We start from the raw sequence: 16,514 nt of genomic DNA, 5'->3' as shown, positions 1-16,514 counted from the left end.
CGTCAATCCCGTTCTCTCTTCATCCGGACTATGACCGTCGGCCCCGGAATCACACCGGGTCTGCTGACCTTGCCGACGCACCCGATCAAGTCGTGTGCAGCGCCAAGCGCTCGCGGGCTATGCGCATTGCGCGCAATTACCGCCGGTGGGGAATTGCACCCCGCCCTGAGAACGTTTTCGCCGCCCATAGGCGGGCGGCGCAGGATTTTTAACACATAACCCCTGTGGGAGCGAGCCTGCTCGCGAAAGCGGTTTCACATTCAACGAATATGCTGACTCTTACTCCGCGTTCGCGAGCAGGCTCGCTCCCACATTGGCGGTGTGCGCTTTAGGAAGAAAAGGATTTTTCCTTGTTCAAGGCTTGATTAATCCGCGCGTTGACCGCAGTAATCCCACTTCACAAAGGGATTCTCCCTGCTGACCAGAGGCCAGGTTCATGAGCGTTATCGATCTTCGCAGCGACACCGTTACCCAACCGACTCCCGCCATGCTCGAAGCGATGACCGCAGCGGACACCGGAGACGATGTGTACGGCGAAGATCCGACGGTCAATCGCCTCGAAGCCGAACTGGCCAAACGCCTGGGCTTCGCCGCTGCGTTGTTCGTGCCCACCGGCACCATGAGTAATCTGCTCGGCTTGATGGCCCATTGCGAGCGCGGCGACGAGTACATCGTCGGTCAGCAGGCACACACCTATAAGTACGAGGGTGGCGGGGCGGCGGTGCTTGGCTCGATCCAGCCGCAGCCGCTGGAAGTGCAGGCCGACGGGTCGCTGGATCTGGATCAGGTCGCGGCGGCGATCAAACCTGACGACTTCCATTTCGCCCGCACACGCCTGCTGGCGCTGGAAAACACCATGCAGGGCAAGGTGCTGCCGCTGGAATATCTGGCGCGCGCCCGACGCTTTACGCAGGATCACGGCCTGCAATTGCACCTCGACGGTGCGCGGCTGTACAACGCAGCGGTCAGACTCGGCGTCGATGCCCGCGAGATCACCCAGCATTTCGATTCGGTGTCGGTGTGTCTGTCCAAGGGCCTCGGTGCGCCGGTCGGCTCGGTGCTGTGCGGCTCCGAACTGTTGATCGGCAAGGCGCGGCGTTTGCGCAAAATGGTCGGCGGCGGGATGCGTCAGGCCGGTTTGCTGGCGGCGGCTGGGTTGTATGCGCTGGATCACCATGTTGAACGGCTGGCCGACGATCACGCCAACGCGCAAGTGCTCGCCGATGGTCTGCGTGAGGCCGGTTTCGTCGTCGAACCCGTGCAAACCAACATGGTTTATGTGCAAATGGGCGACAAGGCTCAAGCGCTCAAGGCCTTTGCCGGCGAACGCGGGATCAAGCTCAGCGCCGCCGCACGGTTGCGCATGGTCACGCACATGGACGTCAGCCGCGCGCAAATCGAGCAAGTGATCGCGACATTCGTCGAGTTTTCGCGCAAGTGACAGCGTTAGCCGTCCAATTGACCGTTTCTATCGTATAAACACGCTGTACCCCGCGCGCAGGGCCGATATAATGCGGCCCTTTGCCGTCGCTTCGTCTCACGACGTTTCGAACAGGCCTTTGGCCGCAGCCTCCGTGGAAGAACCTAATGAAAAGCGCAGAAATCCGTGAAGCCTTCCTTCGCTTCTTCGAAGAGCAAGGCCACACCCGTGTAGCCTCCAGCTCTTTGATTCCGGGCAACGACCCAACCCTGCTGTTCACCAACGCGGGGATGAACCAGTTCAAGGACTGCTTCCTGGGCCAGGAAAAACGTGCGTACACCCGTGCCACCAGCAGCCAGAAATGCGTGCGCGCCGGCGGCAAGAACAGTGACCTGGAAAACGTCGGTTATACCGCGCGTCACCACACGTTCTTCGAAATGCTCGGCAACTTCAGCTTCGGCGACTACTTCAAGCACGACGCGATTACCTTTGCCTGGACCTTCCTCACCGGCGTGCTCAAGCTGCCGAAGGAAAAGCTCTGGGTCACCGTCTACGCCACCGACGACGAAGCGTATGACATCTGGACACAGAAAATCGGTGTACCGGCCGAGCGCATGATCCGCATCGGCGACAACAAGGGCGCGCCTTACGCCTCCGACAACTTCTGGACCATGGGCGATACCGGCCCGTGCGGCCCGTGCACCGAGATCTTCTACGATCACGGCGAGCACATCTGGGGCGGCCCGCCGGGCTCGCCGGAAGAAGATGGCGACCGCTACATCGAGATCTGGAACAACGTGTTCATGCAGTTCAACCGCACCGCCGATGGCGTGTTGCATCCGTTGCCAGCGCCGTCGGTGGACACCGGCATGGGCCTGGAGCGGATCAGTGCGGTGATGCAGCACGTCAATTCCAACTATGACATCGACCTGTTCAAGAACCTGCTGAAGGCTTCGGCGCAAGCGATCGGCTGCGAAAACGGCGATCAGTCGTCGCTCAAGGTCGTATCCGACCACATTCGTTCCTGCGGCTTCCTGATCGCCGACGGCGTGCTGCCGTCCAACGAAGGTCGCGGTTACGTGCTGCGCCGGATCATCCGTCGCGCCTGCCGTCACGGCAACAAGCTCGGCGCCAGCGGCAGCTTCTTCTACAAGATCGTCGCGGCGCTGGTCGCCGAGATGGGCGAAGCCTTCCCGGAACTGAAGAAGCAGCAAGGCAACATCGAGCGCGTGCTCAAGGCTGAAGAGGAGCAGTTCTCCAAGACCCTGGAGCACGGCCTGAAAATCCTCGAGCAGGATCTGGCCGAGCTCAAAGGCACCGTGGTGCCGGGCGACGTGGTGTTCAAACTCTACGACACCTACGGTTTCCCGATGGACCTGACCGCCGACATCGCTCGCGAACGCGGCCTGACCGTCGACGAAGTCGGCTTCGAGCGCGAGATGGAAGCCCAGCGCGTTCGTGCACGTTCGGCCAGCTCGTTCGGTCTGGACTACAACACCCTGGTCAAGGTTGATGTAGCCACCGAATTCACCGGATACGCCGCCACCAGTGGTTCGGCAAAAATCGTCGCCATCTATAAGGATGGTCAGTCGGTCGACGTGCTGAGCGAAGGTCAGGAGGGGGTGATCGTGCTCAACCAGACGCCGTTCTACGCCGAGTCCGGTGGCCAGATCGGCGACTGCGGTTTCATTCAGGCCGGCGACAGCCGTTTTGACGTTCGTGATACCACCAAGACCGGCGGCGCGTTCCTCCACCACGGCGTGCTGGCCTCGGGCAGCCTGACCATTGGCGCGCCGGTGCAAACCCACGTCGATGCCGAAGTGCGTCACGCCACCGCGCTGAACCACTCGGCCACCCACTTGCTCCACGCCGCCCTGCGTCAGGTGCTGGGCGAGCACGTGCAGCAGAAAGGCTCGTTGGTCGACAGTCAGCGCCTGCGTTTCGACTTCAGTCACTTTGAAGCGATCAAGCCAGAGCAGATCAAGCAGCTGGAAGACATCGTCAACGCCGAGATTCGCAAGAACTCCGCGGTTGAAACCGAAGAAACCGATATCGAAACCGCGAAGAACAAAGGCGCCATGGCGCTGTTCGGCGAGAAGTACGGCGACAGCGTGCGCGTGCTGAGCATGGGCGACTTCTCCGTCGAACTGTGCGGCGGTATCCACGCCAACCGTACCGGCGACATCGGCCTGCTGAAAATCATCAGCGAAGGCGGTGTGGCATCGGGCGTGCGTCGTATCGAGGCAGTTACCGGTGCTGCAGCACTGGCCTACTTGAACGCGGCGGAAGAACAACTCAAGGAAGCGGCCAGCCTCGTCAAGGGCAGCCGCGACAACCTGATCGACAAGCTCTCGGCGGTACTTGAGCGCAACCGTCTGCTGGAGAAACAACTCGAGCAGTTGCAGGCCAAGGCTGCCAGCGCTGCGGGCGACGATCTGTCGGCCTCGGCGGTGGACGTCAAGGATGTGAAGGTGCTGGCCGCCCGTCTGGACGGTCAGGATGGCAAGGCGCTGCTGGCGCTGGTCGATCAGCTGAAAAACAAACTCGGCCGCGCAGTGATCCTGCTCGGCGGTGTCCATGAGGAAAAGGTCGTACTGGTTGCAGGCGTAACCAAGGACCTGACTGGCCAACTCAAAGCCGGTGATTTGATGAAACAGGCCGCTGCGGCAGTGGGCGGGAAGGGCGGTGGTCGTCCGGACATGGCGCAGGGCGGTGGCGTCGATGCCGCAGCGCTGGATGGCGCACTGGCGCTGACCGTTCCATTCGTCGAGCAGGCTTTATAAGACGGCTCGCCGGGCCCGCAGTCCAGTGGCGGCCCCGGCGACTGTTGGAAAGATTATTGGGCGCCCTTCATGGGCAGAGGCGGCTTTGAAATGGCTTTGATCGTACAGAAATTTGGAGGCACCTCGGTCGGCACTGTCGAGAGAATCGAGCAGGTCGCCGACAAGGTTAAGAAATTCCGCGATGCCGGCGATGACCTGGTGGTTGTGCTGTCTGCAATGAGCGGCGAAACCAACCGTCTGATCGATCTGGCCAAGCAAATCAGTGGCGAGGCGCAACCGGTTCCGCGCGAGCTGGACGTGATCGTTTCCACCGGTGAGCAGGTGACGATTGCCCTGTTGGCCATGGCGCTGATCAAGCGCGGTGTGCCGGCGGTGTCGTACACCGGTAATCAGGTGCGGATCCTGACCGACAGTGCGCACAATAAAGCGCGTATCTTGCAGATTGATGACCAGAAGATTCGCGGTGATCTGAAGGCCGGTCGCGTGGTGGTTGTCGCCGGTTTCCAGGGCGTCGACGAGCACGGCAACATCACCACCCTCGGGCGTGGCGGTTCCGATACCACTGGCGTGGCGCTGGCGGCAGCCTTGAAGGCGGATGAATGCCAGATCTACACCGACGTCGACGGTGTCTACACCACCGACCCGCGTGTGGTGCCGGTTGCTCAGCGTCTGGACAAGATCACCTTTGAAGAGATGCTGGAAATGGCCAGCCTCGGTTCCAAGGTGCTGCAGATCCGTGCGGTGGAATTCGCCGGCAAGTACAACGTACCGCTGCGCGTACTGCACAGCTTCAAGGAGGGTCCGGGCACCCTCATTACTATTGATGAAGAGGAAACCATGGAACAGCCGATCATTTCCGGCATCGCTTTCAACCGCGATGAAGCCAAGCTGACCATCCGTGGCGTGCCAGACACCCCGGGTGTGGCGTTCAAGATTCTCGGCCCGATCAGTGCCGCGAACATCGAAGTCGACATGATCGTGCAGAACGTCGCGCACGATAACACCACCGACTTCACCTTCACCGTGCACCGCAACGACTACCAGGCCGCACAGACCGTGCTGGAAAACACCGCTCGTGAGATCGGTGCCCGTGAAGTGGTTGGCGACACCAAAATCGCCAAGGTTTCGATCGTCGGCGTCGGCATGCGTTCCCACGCAGGCGTGGCCAGCCGCATGTTCGAATCCCTGGCGAAAGAAAGCATCAACATCCAGATGATCTCGACGTCGGAAATCAAGGTTTCCGTAGTGATCGAAGAGAAGTACCTGGAACTGGCCGTGCGCGCGCTGCACACGGCTTTCGAACTGGATGCTCCGGCCCGTCAGGGCGAGTAATCCGATTCTGTGAAGGGCGCGGTCTGACCGCGCCCTTTATTTTTTGAATGGCGCGGGCCCTGAACTGTTCTTTTGCTCGCGCTGGTCAATACTCAGGCATGTAGGGCTACGATCGCTGCGGTTGTAGGTCGGGTGCCTTTTTTTTGCAGACTGTTGTCCCTGAAATGAATGGCGTAAGGAGAAAGGTATGCTGATTCTGACTCGTCGGTGCGCGGAAAGCCTGATTATCGGTGACGGCGAAATCACCGTGACCGTGCTCGGCGTCAAAGGAAACCAGGTGCGTATCGGCGTCAACGCTCCGAAAGAGGTTGCGGTGCACCGTGAGGAAATTTACCTGCGTATAAAGAAAGAGAAGGACGAAGAACCAAGCCATTAATTTTTATCGATTTTTATGTTTGCAAACGGGGAAGAAGCTGGTTAATATACGCCCCGTGTTGCGGAGAGCTGGCCGAGTGGCCGAAGGCGCTCCCCTGCTAAGGGAGTACACCTCAAAAGGGTGTCGGGGGTTCGAATCCCCCGTTCTCCGCCATTATTTGCTTAGTACGTCGTAATCTGGCTTCTTCTGTAAGTTGTTGAAATTACTAGAAAAAGTGTTTGACATAGAGATTAGACGGCCTATAATGCGCGGCAACAAATGCACTCGTAGCTCAGCTGGATAGAGTACTCGGCTACGAACCGAGCGGTCACAGGTTCGAATCCTGTCGAGTGCACCATTTAAGAGTTATTTGCTGTAAGGTGAGTAACTCGGTTTCAGCCAGTTGTGGTCTGGTTTAAAAACACAAAATGCACTCGTAGCTCAGCTGGATAGAGTACTCGGCTACGAACCGAGCGGTCACAGGTTCGAATCCTGTCGAGTGCACCATATACCAAGAAGCCCGCGTTTAACGCGGGCTTTTTGCTGTCCGGGATTTGGCTTTTCCCTTCACGCAGCCTCTTTCATCAAAATCAATTTGAGCACTGCGCCCTCGCTTGAGGTCGTAACGATAGCTTGTGGTCGACGTACGCGTATTGATCTTGTCCGGCTTGCCCAGCGCGCTTTCGACATCCCGCTGGCTCATGCCGACAATGACTCGCCGGTTGATGATCGCTTCGCGCCGCTGCCTGTTATCGATCAGGTTTCCACATTTATGTTCAGTGCCGCCGATGATGCCCGGTTCGCGTCCGCTGTCTTTCATGCCGTTCACGGCTTCGTGATTGAACTCCGGCATGATTGCGACCCAGCCGGGGGAATAAGGATGAACCTCCTGAAGCGACAGCTGTTCGTCGGCAGCGCAGCTCATCGATGTAAATGTGACGCCACCGTCAGCGGCCTGGCAACGATGAAGTGTGGTGGCCTCGGAAGGCGTGAGGTGGAGCAGAGCGGTCAGTAGAAAAAGCGCGGGTTTTGCTGGCATTCGATGTCCTCCATGACGATCTACGCTCAAGGGTAGTCGCTGCTTTTTCCATTGTCGGTGTGTTTTCTTTTCAAGATGAGTCGTCGCATTTGCACGGGTCAGGAAGGCGCTCAGGTTTGTTTCGCAAGCGCTTGTTTCAGCCGTGATTTTTTCAACGTTTTAAACCGTCAGGCGTGTATCATTGCGCCCGTCAGCCCCGCCGGGGCTTATGGAAATCCTCCATGGACTTACCCAGTAGTTGTTCAGTAAACCGTTTCACCAATCATGAATTGACTGATTGATCCTTCCGGCGTGCCCCGCTGCTGGGAGTGGAGTTCGCCTATGTCCGAAATCGAAGTAAAGAAAACTCAGGAAAGCCTGCAGGACCGCCTGGCTCAGGTCGTCGAGTTGCTGCAGCGCCAGCGTGTCGTTGAAGACCTGACTCATCGTCAGGAAGGTCCGCATCACGACCGCGTGGAGAACCTGGTTCACCGGCAAAACCTTGTCGAGCTGCAACGCAAGCTCGATGATCTGCACTCCGCCGACGTCGCCTACATTCTCGAAGCCTTGCCGCTGGACGATCGTCTGACCCTCTGGCAACTGGTCAAGGCCGATCGCGACGGCGACATTCTTCTCGAAGTATCCGATTCCGTCCGTGAAACGCTGATCGCCGACATGGACGATCACGAGCTCCTGGCCGCGGCCAAGGACATGGACGCCGACGAACTCGCTGACCTGGCTTCCGAGCTGCCGCGAGACGTTGTCCATGAGCTGATGGAAAGTCTGGATAACCAGCAGCGCGAACGCGTGCGCTCGGCCCTGTCTTATGACGAGGATCAGGTCGGTGCGCTGATGGACTTCGAGATGGTGACGATCCGTGAGGACGTCAGCCTCGAAGTGGTTCTGCGTTACCTGCGTCGCCTCAAAGAGCTTCCTGGTCATACCGACAAATTGTTCGTAGTCGATTACGACGGCGTGCTCAAAGGCGTGCTGCCGATCAAGCGTCTGCTGGTCAACGATCCGGAGAAGCAGGTCGCCGAAGTGATGGCCAGCGATCCGGTGAGTTTCCACCCGGACGAAGATGCCTACGACGCCGCTCAGGCATTCGAGCGTTACGACTTGATCTCGGCCCCGGTGGTTGACAAGAACGGCAAGCTGATCGGCCGTCTGACCATCGATGAAATGGTCGACCTGATCCGTGAGGAAAGCGAAAGCGAAGTCCTCAATATGGCCGGTCTGCGTGAAGAGGAAGACATTTTCGCGTCGGTGTGGAAATCACTGCGCAACCGTTGGGCCTGGTTGGCGGTGAACCTGATCACTGCGTTCGTGGCATCGCGGGTGATCGGCCTGTTCGAAGGCTCGATCGAAAAACTGGTAGCGCTGGCGGCGCTGATGCCGATCGTCGCCGGTATCGGCGGCAACTCCGGCAACCAGACCATCACCATGATCGTGCGCGCCATGGCGCTGGATCAGGTCAGCACCGGCAACACCTCGCGCTTGATGCGCAAAGAGCTGGCGGTCGGTTTGATCAACGGTCTGGTCTGGGGCGGGGTGATCGGTGTGGTCGCGTACATGCTCTACGGCAGTTGGTCGCTCGGCGTGGTGATGACGGCGGCAATGACGCTCAACCTGTTGCTGGCCGCGTTGATGGGGGTGTTGATCCCGATGACGCTGGCGAAGATGGGCCGGGATCCGGCGATGGGCGCCAGTGTGATGATCACCGCAATGACGGACAGTGGCGGCTTCTTCATCTTCCTGGGCCTGGCGACGATCTTCCTGCTCTGATCATCTGAAAACAAATACAAAGCCCGTCAAATTGACGGGCTTTTTCATGGCTGCGAAAACTCAAAACCGAGGCAAAAAAAAGCCAGCAATCATGCTGGCTTTAATGTGTTCGGTATGACTCAGGACGCGTCTGCGGCCATTTCAGCGTCGTGGGCGATCAGCGACACCAGGGCGTTTTGCTGACGATGCGACAACTGACGGAAGCGTTGCAACAGCTCGCGCTCGTGCAGCGACAGCTCCGGGCTGTCCAGGCGCATGCTCAGCTCTTCGCCCAGTGCGCCTTCCTGAATAAGACTCTGCTCAAGGCGCGCAATGATCTCGGAGTTCATGCTGCGATGATGATTGCGAGCCACCTCGGCAATGCGTTCACGCATTCCGTCTGGCAGACGTACGACAAACTTGTCAGCCGTACGGCTGGAATAAATTGCCTGTTTCAATGGGCGCATATATTTAACCGGTTAGTTCAGGGGAGCGGTTCTCGGGATTGGCCGCAGGATGTGTGGTAGGACAAGCATCCGGACCAATTGGTTCAACCTGAATTGTTAAGAGGCCGGCATCATGCCTCAAAATTGCCAGATCATTGGCGCCAATTCTGTGACAAATATTGAGCCGGGTAAAGGCGTAATGCCAGCACCAGTTGTCAGAAATGCGGACTGGTTGGAAAACTTTCCATCCATCCGTATCGCTGCATGCTTCGACATGCGCATCTGTTGATGTCCGAAGACCTCGGAACGTGCATGCTATGCGGCTCGCTATTCTTATCCCTATGTGTACAGGATAGTGGCAATTTGCCGATTTACTAGAGGCAGGTCCCGTCGGAGGGCGTTTACAGGATGGATGGCAAGCTTTTTTACCTGATGGGACCGTCCGGTTCGGGCAAGGACAGCCTGATCGACGCATCGCGTGAGCCATTGCGTGAGTTGAACTGCGAAATCATGCGTCGGGTGATCACCCGATCAGCGGAGTCCGTCGGCGAGGATGCGATTGGCGTGACGCCGCAAGAGTTCGATCGGCAAAAGCAGGCCGGAGCGTTTTCTCTGGCCTGGCAAGCAAATGGCCTGTCTTACGGCATTCCCAGGGAAATGGATCAATGGTTGCGAGGTGGGCGCCATGTCCTGGTCAATGGTTCAAGAGCAAACCTGCGCCAAGCGATGGAGTTGTACCCGGCCCTCGTGCCGATCCTGCTGACGGTCAACGACGAGGTTCTGCGCCAGCGACTGCTCAGGCGGGGTCGGGAAACCCCTGAGCAGATCGATGCCAGGCTGGCGCGCAATGCGCTGTTCAAAGACCGCAGATCCAGCGACAGCCCCGTTTATCACATCGACAATTCTGGTGACCTTGCTGACGCTGTTTCCGCGCTACTGGAATTGATTCGGCTCAACGCAGAACCGGATCGAATTTGATCTTGCGCCCGGCGATCAGAGCCAGCACGAAAAGCACCGCAAAGACGCCACAGCCAACCAGAGGCAAGGTGACTTCCGTCTCCTCGAACAGCGCCAGATGGGTAACGCCACTCAGTAAAGCGAGGATCAGAAATCCTGTCGCCGATTTGGACATGTTGTACTCCTGAAGATATTTCAAAAAACCAGACGTTCGGTGGTTGGCGCCGAGGCTTGCTCAGGTTCGCTGACCATGTGCGTAGAAGCGTCGCTGCGATCACTCAACACTGCCCACTGCGGCGCTTTCTGCACCTGCAGGTAATGCGGCATGCGTTGCGCCACTGGCTGCTCAACCTCAGCCTTGGGGAAAAAATGCGATCCGAGCAAGAAAGCCAAAGCCGCTGCGTTTGCAAGCAAGAGGGTGCTGTTCATGGCACGACGCTCCAAATTGTTCTTTTTGATAGAACAGGCATAGCAGTCGCCGTGCCAACAGTGTAACGGCTGATAAGTCCTTTAAAAACAAGGGTTTGGTAAGGTTTTTAGGAATGCGCTGATTGCAATCTGCAATGAGCGCATTTTCGCGTAGTGCAAATTGCCCGGTAAAAGTTCCCGCAATCTTGCAGGGCGCTTGCCTACACTTAAAAAGCCCTACGGACGACATGACAAAACAGGGGCTGGCCGTTAACATGCACGCCGTCTGTCGCGCCGCATACAGCCCGCGTCAATCAGTGTCTCAGTAGCTCAATTGGATAGAGCATCCCCCTCCTAAGGGGAAGGTTGCAGGTTCGAACCCCGCCTGGGACACCATATAAATAAAGGCCTTCAGCGATTTTAGCTCTAACCGTAAAAGCTCCATGGGTGCAGAGCGGGTGCACTAGAATTGTTTCAGGCATTCAAAAGCCCCGTTCAGGTAAGTGCCTGTCGGGGCTTTTTCGTAACCGTGGCCCTCAACATCAAGGAAAGGGATGGATACGTTGATCGATTTCGTGTTGACCACAATCGCATCCGCTAGCGTGAGTGCTCTGCTCTTGCTGGCGCTGGGATGGTTACTGAGGACATGGATAGGAGAACGGTTCAAAGCTAGCGTCAAGCATGAGTACGATGACCGGCTCGAAAACCTGAAGGCCGAGCTGAGGCAAGAAGGTGACGCAAACCTAGCCGAGCTAACGTCGGAAATAGATCGCCAAGCGGATAAGCTTCGCATAGCTTCAGCGTCGTTCTCTGAAGTGCAAAAAGTGATCATCGTTCGAAAAATTGAGGCTGTAGAGGCTTTATGGTTGGCTGTGCTTGAAGGAAGGAGACTGATGCCGTCATCAATCGTTGCCTCCGACGTACTGACCAAATCAGAACTTAAGAATGCTTACAGCAGTGTGTTAGGCCCAGAGCTTCGATCGATTGAGTTCGGGATTATTACCAAATTTTTCGCCAATGTTGAAGATCATCGCCCTTTTCTGGGAGAGGTGATTTGGGCTCAATTCGCAGGCTTTCATGGGATGCTGGGGCGTATCATTTATCTTTTTCGGGAGGGTAAAAGAAAGCCCGAAAAGCTCATCTGGTATGAAGATGAAAACATCCATCGGATGATTGGTGCGCTACTTGGCGAATCACTGTTAGGCGAGTTCAAGACCCTTTCCCATTCTCGTATTCAATGGCTAAACGGGCAGTTTGATAGACAGCTATTCAAAACCTTGGATCAATTGCTCAGCGGGCGGGAGTTTGGCGAGGCAGCGTTACGGCACGCAGAATCCACTTTAGCTACCGTGTCTAGGGCTGCGCCAAGTCTCTAATCCTGAGTACGGTGGTCGTCGAGCAGTTCGCGTGCCGGGCGGTTGCGCGAATACCCAAGCCAGCGCTAAGTAGCTCGGTAACGCGTTTGTGCAGATCGGCGTCCACCGGCCGCCCCTGGTACTTGCCGGCGGCTTTCGCTTTCTCGATGCCCTGGGCCTGCCGCTCGCGGCGCTGCTCGTAATCCTTGCGCGCGATCGCCGCCATCATCTCCACCAGCATTGAGTTGATCGCGCCCAGCATTCGGCCGGTGAACTCGTCGCCTTTGGTGTCGTGCATTCCTTGGTGACTGGTAGGCAGATCGAGCGCAACGATGCGTAAGCCTTTGGAGTCGATCGCAGCCTTGAGCTTATGCCAATCCTCCACAGGAAGGCGTGAGAGGCGGTCTATCGACTCCACCAGCAGGACGTCACCCTTGCGCGCATCTTTGAGCAGGCGCAGCAGCTCAGGCCGATCTGCCGACGCGCCGCTGGCGTTCTCCAGGTACACGCTGGCGATCACCTTGTTGTGGTCGGTAGCGAATTGCTCGAGCGATGCCCGGGCGCGGCCGGCGTCCTGCTCTTCGGTTGATGCTCGGAGGTATGCGCGGATGAACATGATGTGCTGTCCGTATCAGTTAAGGTGTTCTACTAATACTGTTGCACTATGAGTGTCACTTATCAAGCACATTGCGCAAATTAAGACGAATTTGCGCGTATCAGCTCAGGCATACCTAGAGGTACACTGCTCAAAACAGCGAGCTGAAATCAAAGGAGTGATCGATTGAAAATCAAGGTGAATGTGCCCAAGGGGTTCGTTGCACGGTACGAGTGGATAGATGGTGACTTGGTTATTTCGGTCGAACCCATAGCTCCCGTTCGCATCACTAAGGGCACTTCTAAACACCCTGTTATTAAAGGCTATATCCGGCAAGCCACGCAAAAAGGAAGAGCTACTCAAGCTGGGCGCGGGCCATTAGTGGTTACAGTTGAAACTGACAAGAAGCCGACCGTTGCGCGCAAGGGGACAGGCTCTACCGGACCGAGGGACAAAGACAATGGCTAAATTGGAGGACTTCCGAGAGGGCTACTATGTCCACAGCGGCAAGGTGAGCGACAACGTCCGATCCTTGTGTATATCGGCAGTGGCAATCATATGGGTGTTCAAGCAGGATGCCAATCAGGTCACAAATTTACCTGTGCCGCTATATTGGGCGCTGCTTTGGGTAGTAGCTGCGCTGGCGTTCGATTTTGCTCAATACTTTTATGCATCTTCAGCGTGGGGGATATTTACCAGAATCCAGGAGCGGCGAAATGTTGCCGACGATACTGAGCTTGACGCGCCCCCGATTCTCAACTGGCCCAGCATCATGTTCTTCTACCTGAAAAGCTTCTCTGCAGTGATGGTTTATGTCCAGATTTTCCGTCATCTTTATGCAGTCGTGCGTCCCATATAAATAGATACGAGCAGTTTTGATCACACTGAGATGTGCTCAAAGCTGAGCGCATTTCAAATGTCTGGTGGTTTATCCTTTACCTTTTCACCCTGGAGAGAAAGTGAAATGGATTCAGCCGAAATGCTGTCACAGGCTTTCTTGCGTTCACAGGGATTTAACACGGTCGAATACGAGCCCGATGGTAATATACCTCCCGATTTTTTATGCGATGGTCAGATCGCTGTCGAAGTGCGAAGGCTAAACCATCACTTCGAGGCCGATGGAGAAGCCCCTGAGTCACTGGACAAGAAAGGCGTAGCGATATGGAACACTGTGAAGGAAATCCTGAGGGAGATTGGGCCGCCCACTCACGGGCAAAGCTGGTGGGTGTGTTACACAGTGAGAAGGCCTATCAAGGGCTACAAGGATATCCCCAGGCTGCTGAAAAAGGCTCTGCTAGAGTTTCGTGATCATCCACGCGACGGCGAGCAGAAAATTGCTGTGGTTGAAGGATTTTCAGTAAAGCTTGTTCCGGCTGAGATCGTTCACGATCTGGAATTTGTCTTTGCCTCGGCATCTGATCGGGATAGTGCTGGCTGGTTACTCGATATGATGGAAAAAAACCTGCAGCTATGCATTGATGAAAAATCCAAAAAAATCGACAAGGTTCGAGCCAACTATCAAACGTGGTGGCTTGTGCTTGTTGACATGATTGGATGGGGGTTGAGCGAGTTTGATCAGGAGCTATTCAGGGATTCCGTTTCGATAGAAAAACGTGATTGGGCCAAGATCATTTTGATCGATCCCCACGATCCCGGCCGCTATTTTGAGATATGACAATGGGTCGGTTGAGTGGCGAAAACGCCACAGCGTGGAGGTCTCAACACACTGTGTTGTTTTCGACGCGGGGGCAGGTCAAAGCGAGCTGGGGCGGATATCTGTGCCGTTTTGCGTGCCTGATATCCGGTACTTCTGAACCTCGTCGGCGACAAGCTCAGTCGCCGTCTCTTTCACTGGCTGGCCAATCTGCATTGCGCACAAGCCACCGCCATCTTCATCTCCTCCAACGCCCACGATATGCCGACCCGGCTTAACGTGAAATTTTGCGACCTCGCCAGTATCAAGGCGGGCCGCTCTCTTGCCATCAATGAGCAGCGTGGCGAAGCATCCGCCAGAAGCCCAAAATCCTTTGTCGCGGCTGACAACAAGCGTTGCACCACCCGGCGCCGCAGTCTGATAGGCATATACGCGATCGGCTGGTACTCGCTTTGCTGACCCAGAATCAACGGGGGTGCTTGAGCACCCAGCAATCAACCCGATCGCCGCGGCCGCTGGCAAAATCCTGTGCATGATTCGTCCTCAATGTTTGGAGGGCTGACTTTACACCAGATAGGTTAGACCTTGTCTTCAGCCAGGACCGAGGCTGAGATGATCATTCCACCCCACCGACGTTCGCCGATGCAGATCGGTACCGGGTTGCCGCTGGCAGTGGTGTTCTTGGCGCTGCCGAAGGCGTAGGACGGAGAGTTCTCGGGTGAGGCACTTTGCTTCAGTCCGGTTGCCTGCGGGCTGAGCATCTGGATCACACCCCCCGCTGCCAGGGCGATACCCGGCGCCAACGTTGCACCATTCGTGAAGGGGCTCATGACGATTAGGGCGACACCGAGGATTGTTTGCAGAAGACCGGCGCGCTTGCTGCCGGCGATCACCGGCACGATGCGGATCTCCTTTGCTCCGCCCATCTTCAGCTCCTGTTCGCCGATGTTTTTTCGGTTGCGGAAAATCGCAAACTCAAGGCCCTTCATTTTTGCGTCGGCGAGGTACTTCGCGAACCCGGGATGGTTGACGTCGATGGCCTTCACTGCCTCCCGCGTGTCGCCGGTGGAGAGTTCGTAAACGTGTTCGCGCCCGAACAGTTTGCCGGCCGAGCCGCCAAGCAGGATTCGGGTTTTGGTGCCGTAGTTGGTGGCCATAGCAGTGATTTACTCCTTGGCGCGCTGGGCGCTGCTGTTGGGTACCGAAACACCCAGTCGGATGGCGAGCAGCGAACGCGACATACGCGCCTGGTCGACCATCACCTGCTCGTGGCGCGGGTCGTAGTTCCAGATCCGGTCGTAAATCCCCTGGTAGGCCCTGGCACCCCGGAAGGTGCCGCGCAGAAGGTCGGCCGAAACCCGGGCTTCGTCCTCGGTGAAGAACGGCCCGTCAATCGTCACCTTCTGGCCGTCGCGGACGTGCTGGACATCCCACACCACGTAGCCAGAGTCGGGGCCTTGTTTCAGCGAGTAGGGCGAAAAGTATGTTGTCTTGCAGGCTTCGGCGAAGCGATCTTGGTAGTTGGTCAAGGTGCTGCTCCTTGAATGGCGACCGCGTAGTCGCGGCCGCAAGCCGGTCTGCTCAGGCGGCTTCGGATTCTTCTGCGGCTGCGTTGGTGGCAGGACGTGTTGGCATCTTGGCGAGCCATTCACGAAGCGCGATCGAGCCTTCGCAACCGGATTTCCATTTCTCAAATCGACCCGTGTAACCGTTCGAATTTGCAACCATCCCGCTTAGTGCAACGCCGGCATTGGAAGCGGTGGCCAGTACATCGTCGTAGACGGCGAGCATTTGCTTCAGCTCCGCGATGTCCTCGGCGCGCGATGCGGCAATGCCCGCGCGTGACAAACTCTCGGCAGCTTCAGTAGAAAGGCCGGAAAGCATAGGGTTGGCGCGGAGCACCGCTTCGACGATGTCGGGATGGCTACCGGCGCGCGCCTCGGCGATCAACGCCCGGCGCTCTTCCGGGCTCAGCCCTCGTACGATGGCGCGAAGCTCCTGATCGGCGAGAAAGCCAACTACATCACAGCTGGCGCGAGGCGTAACTGGTGCAAAACCCTCGGCGACGGTTTGAGCAAGTGCAAGCATATCCTTGGCCACTTTTTCCATGGCCGGCATGAGCGTTGGAGCGATGTCGTCAATCTGCTCCTTGCTCATTCGCTCGACTGCGGCGGCGTTCAGATCATTGTTATTGCGGACTGCGAGAATTTCCTCGCCGATATCCTTAAAAGTCTCAAGGGCGAGCCCCTGTAGGTGGCGGACCGACTTAAGCAGGCCACCTGCTTGCCAGGTTCCCTTGGTGCCGTCTGGGCGCTGGATGCCGAATGTTCGGCTTTCGATATGAGCGTGGTCGTATTCGGAATAATGCAGGTTAGCCAAGCCAACCTTGAGGACGGAGCGTTTGCCGATTTTCATTCGGTTACCTTT

19 protein-coding genes, 4 tRNA genes and 1 riboswitch are annotated in these 16,514 nt (G+C 57.0%); of the genes, 14 read left to right on the top strand and 9 right to left on the bottom strand.

The genetic code is table 11. The features are described from left to right. Positions 1-6 precede the first annotated feature (6 nt). Positions 7-177: riboswitch (FMN riboswitch) on the bottom strand. 259 nt (positions 178-436) lie between these two features. The 7 genes from ltaE to LIS66_RS20025 all read left to right on the top strand — a co-directional run bounded on the left by ltaE (position 437) and on the right by LIS66_RS20025 (position 6,397). After that, positions 437-1,441, top strand: a complete 1,005-nt coding sequence (ltaE, locus tag LIS66_RS20055; RefSeq protein ID WP_227972894.1) for a low-specificity L-threonine aldolase — start codon at positions 437-439, stop codon at positions 1,439-1,441. A 146-nt stretch (positions 1,442-1,587) separates the two neighbouring features. Next, positions 1,588-4,203 carry an alanine--tRNA ligase gene (gene alaS / locus LIS66_RS20050; protein WP_042607198.1) on the top strand — a complete coding sequence of 872 codons (2,616 nt, stop codon included), beginning with the start codon at positions 1,588-1,590 and terminating at the stop codon, positions 4,201-4,203. Between the two features lie 90 nt (positions 4,204-4,293). Continuing rightward, the gene (locus tag LIS66_RS20045) at positions 4,294-5,535 is read left to right on the top strand and encodes an aspartate kinase (protein WP_016773595.1); all 1,242 of its coding nucleotides are present in this window, start codon (positions 4,294-4,296) and stop codon (positions 5,533-5,535) included. Positions 5,536-5,722: 187 nt separating this feature from the next. Continuing rightward, positions 5,723-5,911, top strand: a complete 189-nt coding sequence (gene csrA / locus LIS66_RS20040) for a carbon storage regulator CsrA (protein ID WP_002554426.1) — start codon at positions 5,723-5,725, stop codon at positions 5,909-5,911. Between the two features lie 62 nt (positions 5,912-5,973). Then, positions 5,974-6,064, top strand: a tRNA-Ser gene (locus LIS66_RS20035). Positions 6,065-6,171: 107 nt separating this feature from the next. Beyond that, positions 6,172-6,248 (top strand) — tRNA-Arg (locus tag LIS66_RS20030). Between the two features lie 72 nt (positions 6,249-6,320). Next, positions 6,321-6,397 (top strand) — tRNA-Arg (locus tag LIS66_RS20025). A 19-nt stretch (positions 6,398-6,416) separates the two neighbouring features. Here the strand turns inward: LIS66_RS20025 and LIS66_RS20020 are convergent. Continuing rightward, positions 6,417-6,929, bottom strand: coding sequence for a cell envelope protein SmpA (locus LIS66_RS20020; protein WP_227972893.1), 513 nt, complete (start codon positions 6,927-6,929; stop codon positions 6,417-6,419). Positions 6,930-7,250: 321 nt separating this feature from the next. Between LIS66_RS20020 and mgtE the strand changes: the two genes are divergently transcribed. Next, complete coding sequence (gene mgtE, locus LIS66_RS20015) at positions 7,251-8,693, top strand: magnesium transporter (protein WP_016773597.1); 1,443 nt, start codon at positions 7,251-7,253, stop codon at positions 8,691-8,693. Between the two features lie 119 nt (positions 8,694-8,812). On the opposite strand, the gene LIS66_RS20010 is transcribed toward mgtE, so the two are convergent. Continuing rightward, positions 8,813-9,139 (bottom strand): Arc family DNA-binding protein, encoded by a 327-nt coding sequence (locus LIS66_RS20010; protein ID WP_003178899.1) that lies wholly within the window; start codon positions 9,137-9,139, stop codon positions 8,813-8,815. Positions 9,140-9,526: 387 nt separating this feature from the next. Between LIS66_RS20010 and phnN the strand changes: the two genes are divergently transcribed. Continuing rightward, complete coding sequence (gene phnN / locus LIS66_RS20005; protein WP_227972892.1) at positions 9,527-10,096, top strand: phosphonate metabolism protein/1,5-bisphosphokinase (PRPP-forming) PhnN; 570 nt, start codon at positions 9,527-9,529, stop codon at positions 10,094-10,096. Here phnN and LIS66_RS20000 read toward each other — a convergent pair. Both LIS66_RS20000 and LIS66_RS19995 read right to left on the bottom strand, forming a co-directional pair. Then, entirely contained in the window at positions 10,071-10,250 is a 180-nt protein-coding gene (locus LIS66_RS20000; RefSeq protein WP_016773599.1) for a PA3371 family protein, read from the bottom strand. The two genes, phnN and LIS66_RS20000, sit on opposite strands and share 26 nt — an antisense overlap. Before the next feature lie 20 nt (positions 10,251-10,270). Beyond that, positions 10,271-10,504 carry a hypothetical protein gene (locus LIS66_RS19995; RefSeq protein ID WP_042607195.1) on the bottom strand — a complete coding sequence of 78 codons (234 nt, stop codon included), beginning with the start codon at positions 10,502-10,504 and terminating at the stop codon, positions 10,271-10,273. Between the two features lie 298 nt (positions 10,505-10,802). Between LIS66_RS19995 and LIS66_RS19990 the strand changes: the two genes are divergently transcribed. Beyond that, positions 10,803-10,879, top strand: a tRNA-Arg gene (locus LIS66_RS19990). A gap of 158 nt (positions 10,880-11,037) precedes the next feature. After that, positions 11,038-11,859 carry a hypothetical protein gene (locus tag LIS66_RS19985; RefSeq protein WP_116657527.1) on the top strand — a complete coding sequence of 274 codons (822 nt, stop codon included), beginning with the start codon at positions 11,038-11,040 and terminating at the stop codon, positions 11,857-11,859. Here LIS66_RS19985 and LIS66_RS19980 read toward each other — a convergent pair. After that, on the bottom strand, positions 11,837-12,454 hold the full coding sequence (locus LIS66_RS19980; RefSeq protein WP_116657526.1) for a recombinase family protein: 618 nt from the start codon (positions 12,452-12,454) through the stop codon (positions 11,837-11,839). The two genes, LIS66_RS19985 and LIS66_RS19980, sit on opposite strands and share 23 nt — an antisense overlap. A 165-nt stretch (positions 12,455-12,619) precedes the next feature. Here LIS66_RS19980 and LIS66_RS19975 point away from each other — a divergent pair, with 165 nt between their 5' ends. From LIS66_RS19975 to LIS66_RS19965, 3 genes are all read left to right on the top strand, one after another. Beyond that, on the top strand, positions 12,620-12,901 hold the full coding sequence (locus LIS66_RS19975; RefSeq protein ID WP_227972891.1) for a hypothetical protein: 282 nt from the start codon (positions 12,620-12,622) through the stop codon (positions 12,899-12,901). Continuing rightward, positions 12,894-13,292 (top strand): hypothetical protein, encoded by a 399-nt coding sequence (locus LIS66_RS19970; RefSeq protein ID WP_227972890.1) that lies wholly within the window; start codon positions 12,894-12,896, stop codon positions 13,290-13,292. The genes LIS66_RS19975 and LIS66_RS19970 overlap by 8 nt, the downstream gene beginning before the upstream one ends. A gap of 105 nt (positions 13,293-13,397) precedes the next feature. Then, positions 13,398-14,108, top strand: coding sequence for a hypothetical protein (locus LIS66_RS19965; protein WP_227972889.1), 711 nt, complete (start codon positions 13,398-13,400; stop codon positions 14,106-14,108). A gap of 78 nt (positions 14,109-14,186) precedes the next feature. Here the strand turns inward: LIS66_RS19965 and LIS66_RS19960 are convergent, their stop codons facing one another. From LIS66_RS19960 to LIS66_RS19945, 4 genes are read right to left on the bottom strand one after another with little or no spacing between them, the layout of a single operon-like run. After that, positions 14,187-14,621 carry a hypothetical protein gene (locus LIS66_RS19960; protein ID WP_227972888.1) on the bottom strand — a complete coding sequence of 145 codons (435 nt, stop codon included), beginning with the start codon at positions 14,619-14,621 and terminating at the stop codon, positions 14,187-14,189. A gap of 44 nt (positions 14,622-14,665) precedes the next feature. Next, positions 14,666-15,244: a tail assembly protein gene (locus tag LIS66_RS19955; protein ID WP_227972887.1), complete on the bottom strand. Its 579-nt coding sequence runs from the start codon at positions 15,242-15,244 to the stop codon at positions 14,666-14,668. Positions 15,245-15,253: 9 nt separating this feature from the next. Then, positions 15,254-15,616: a hypothetical protein gene (locus tag LIS66_RS19950; RefSeq protein ID WP_227972886.1), complete on the bottom strand. Its 363-nt coding sequence runs from the start codon at positions 15,614-15,616 to the stop codon at positions 15,254-15,256. Positions 15,617-15,668: 52 nt separating this feature from the next. Beyond that, positions 15,669-16,502, bottom strand: a complete 834-nt coding sequence (locus LIS66_RS19945) for a hypothetical protein (protein ID WP_227972885.1) — start codon at positions 16,500-16,502, stop codon at positions 15,669-15,671. Positions 16,503-16,514: the final 12 nt, after the last annotated feature.

The sequence above is a fragment of the Pseudomonas sp. HN2 genome, assembly GCF_020736465.1.
GTDB lineage: Bacteria > Pseudomonadota > Gammaproteobacteria > Pseudomonadales > Pseudomonadaceae > Aquipseudomonas > Aquipseudomonas moraviensis_A.
This window is presented reverse-complemented; position numbering and strand designations above follow the sequence as displayed.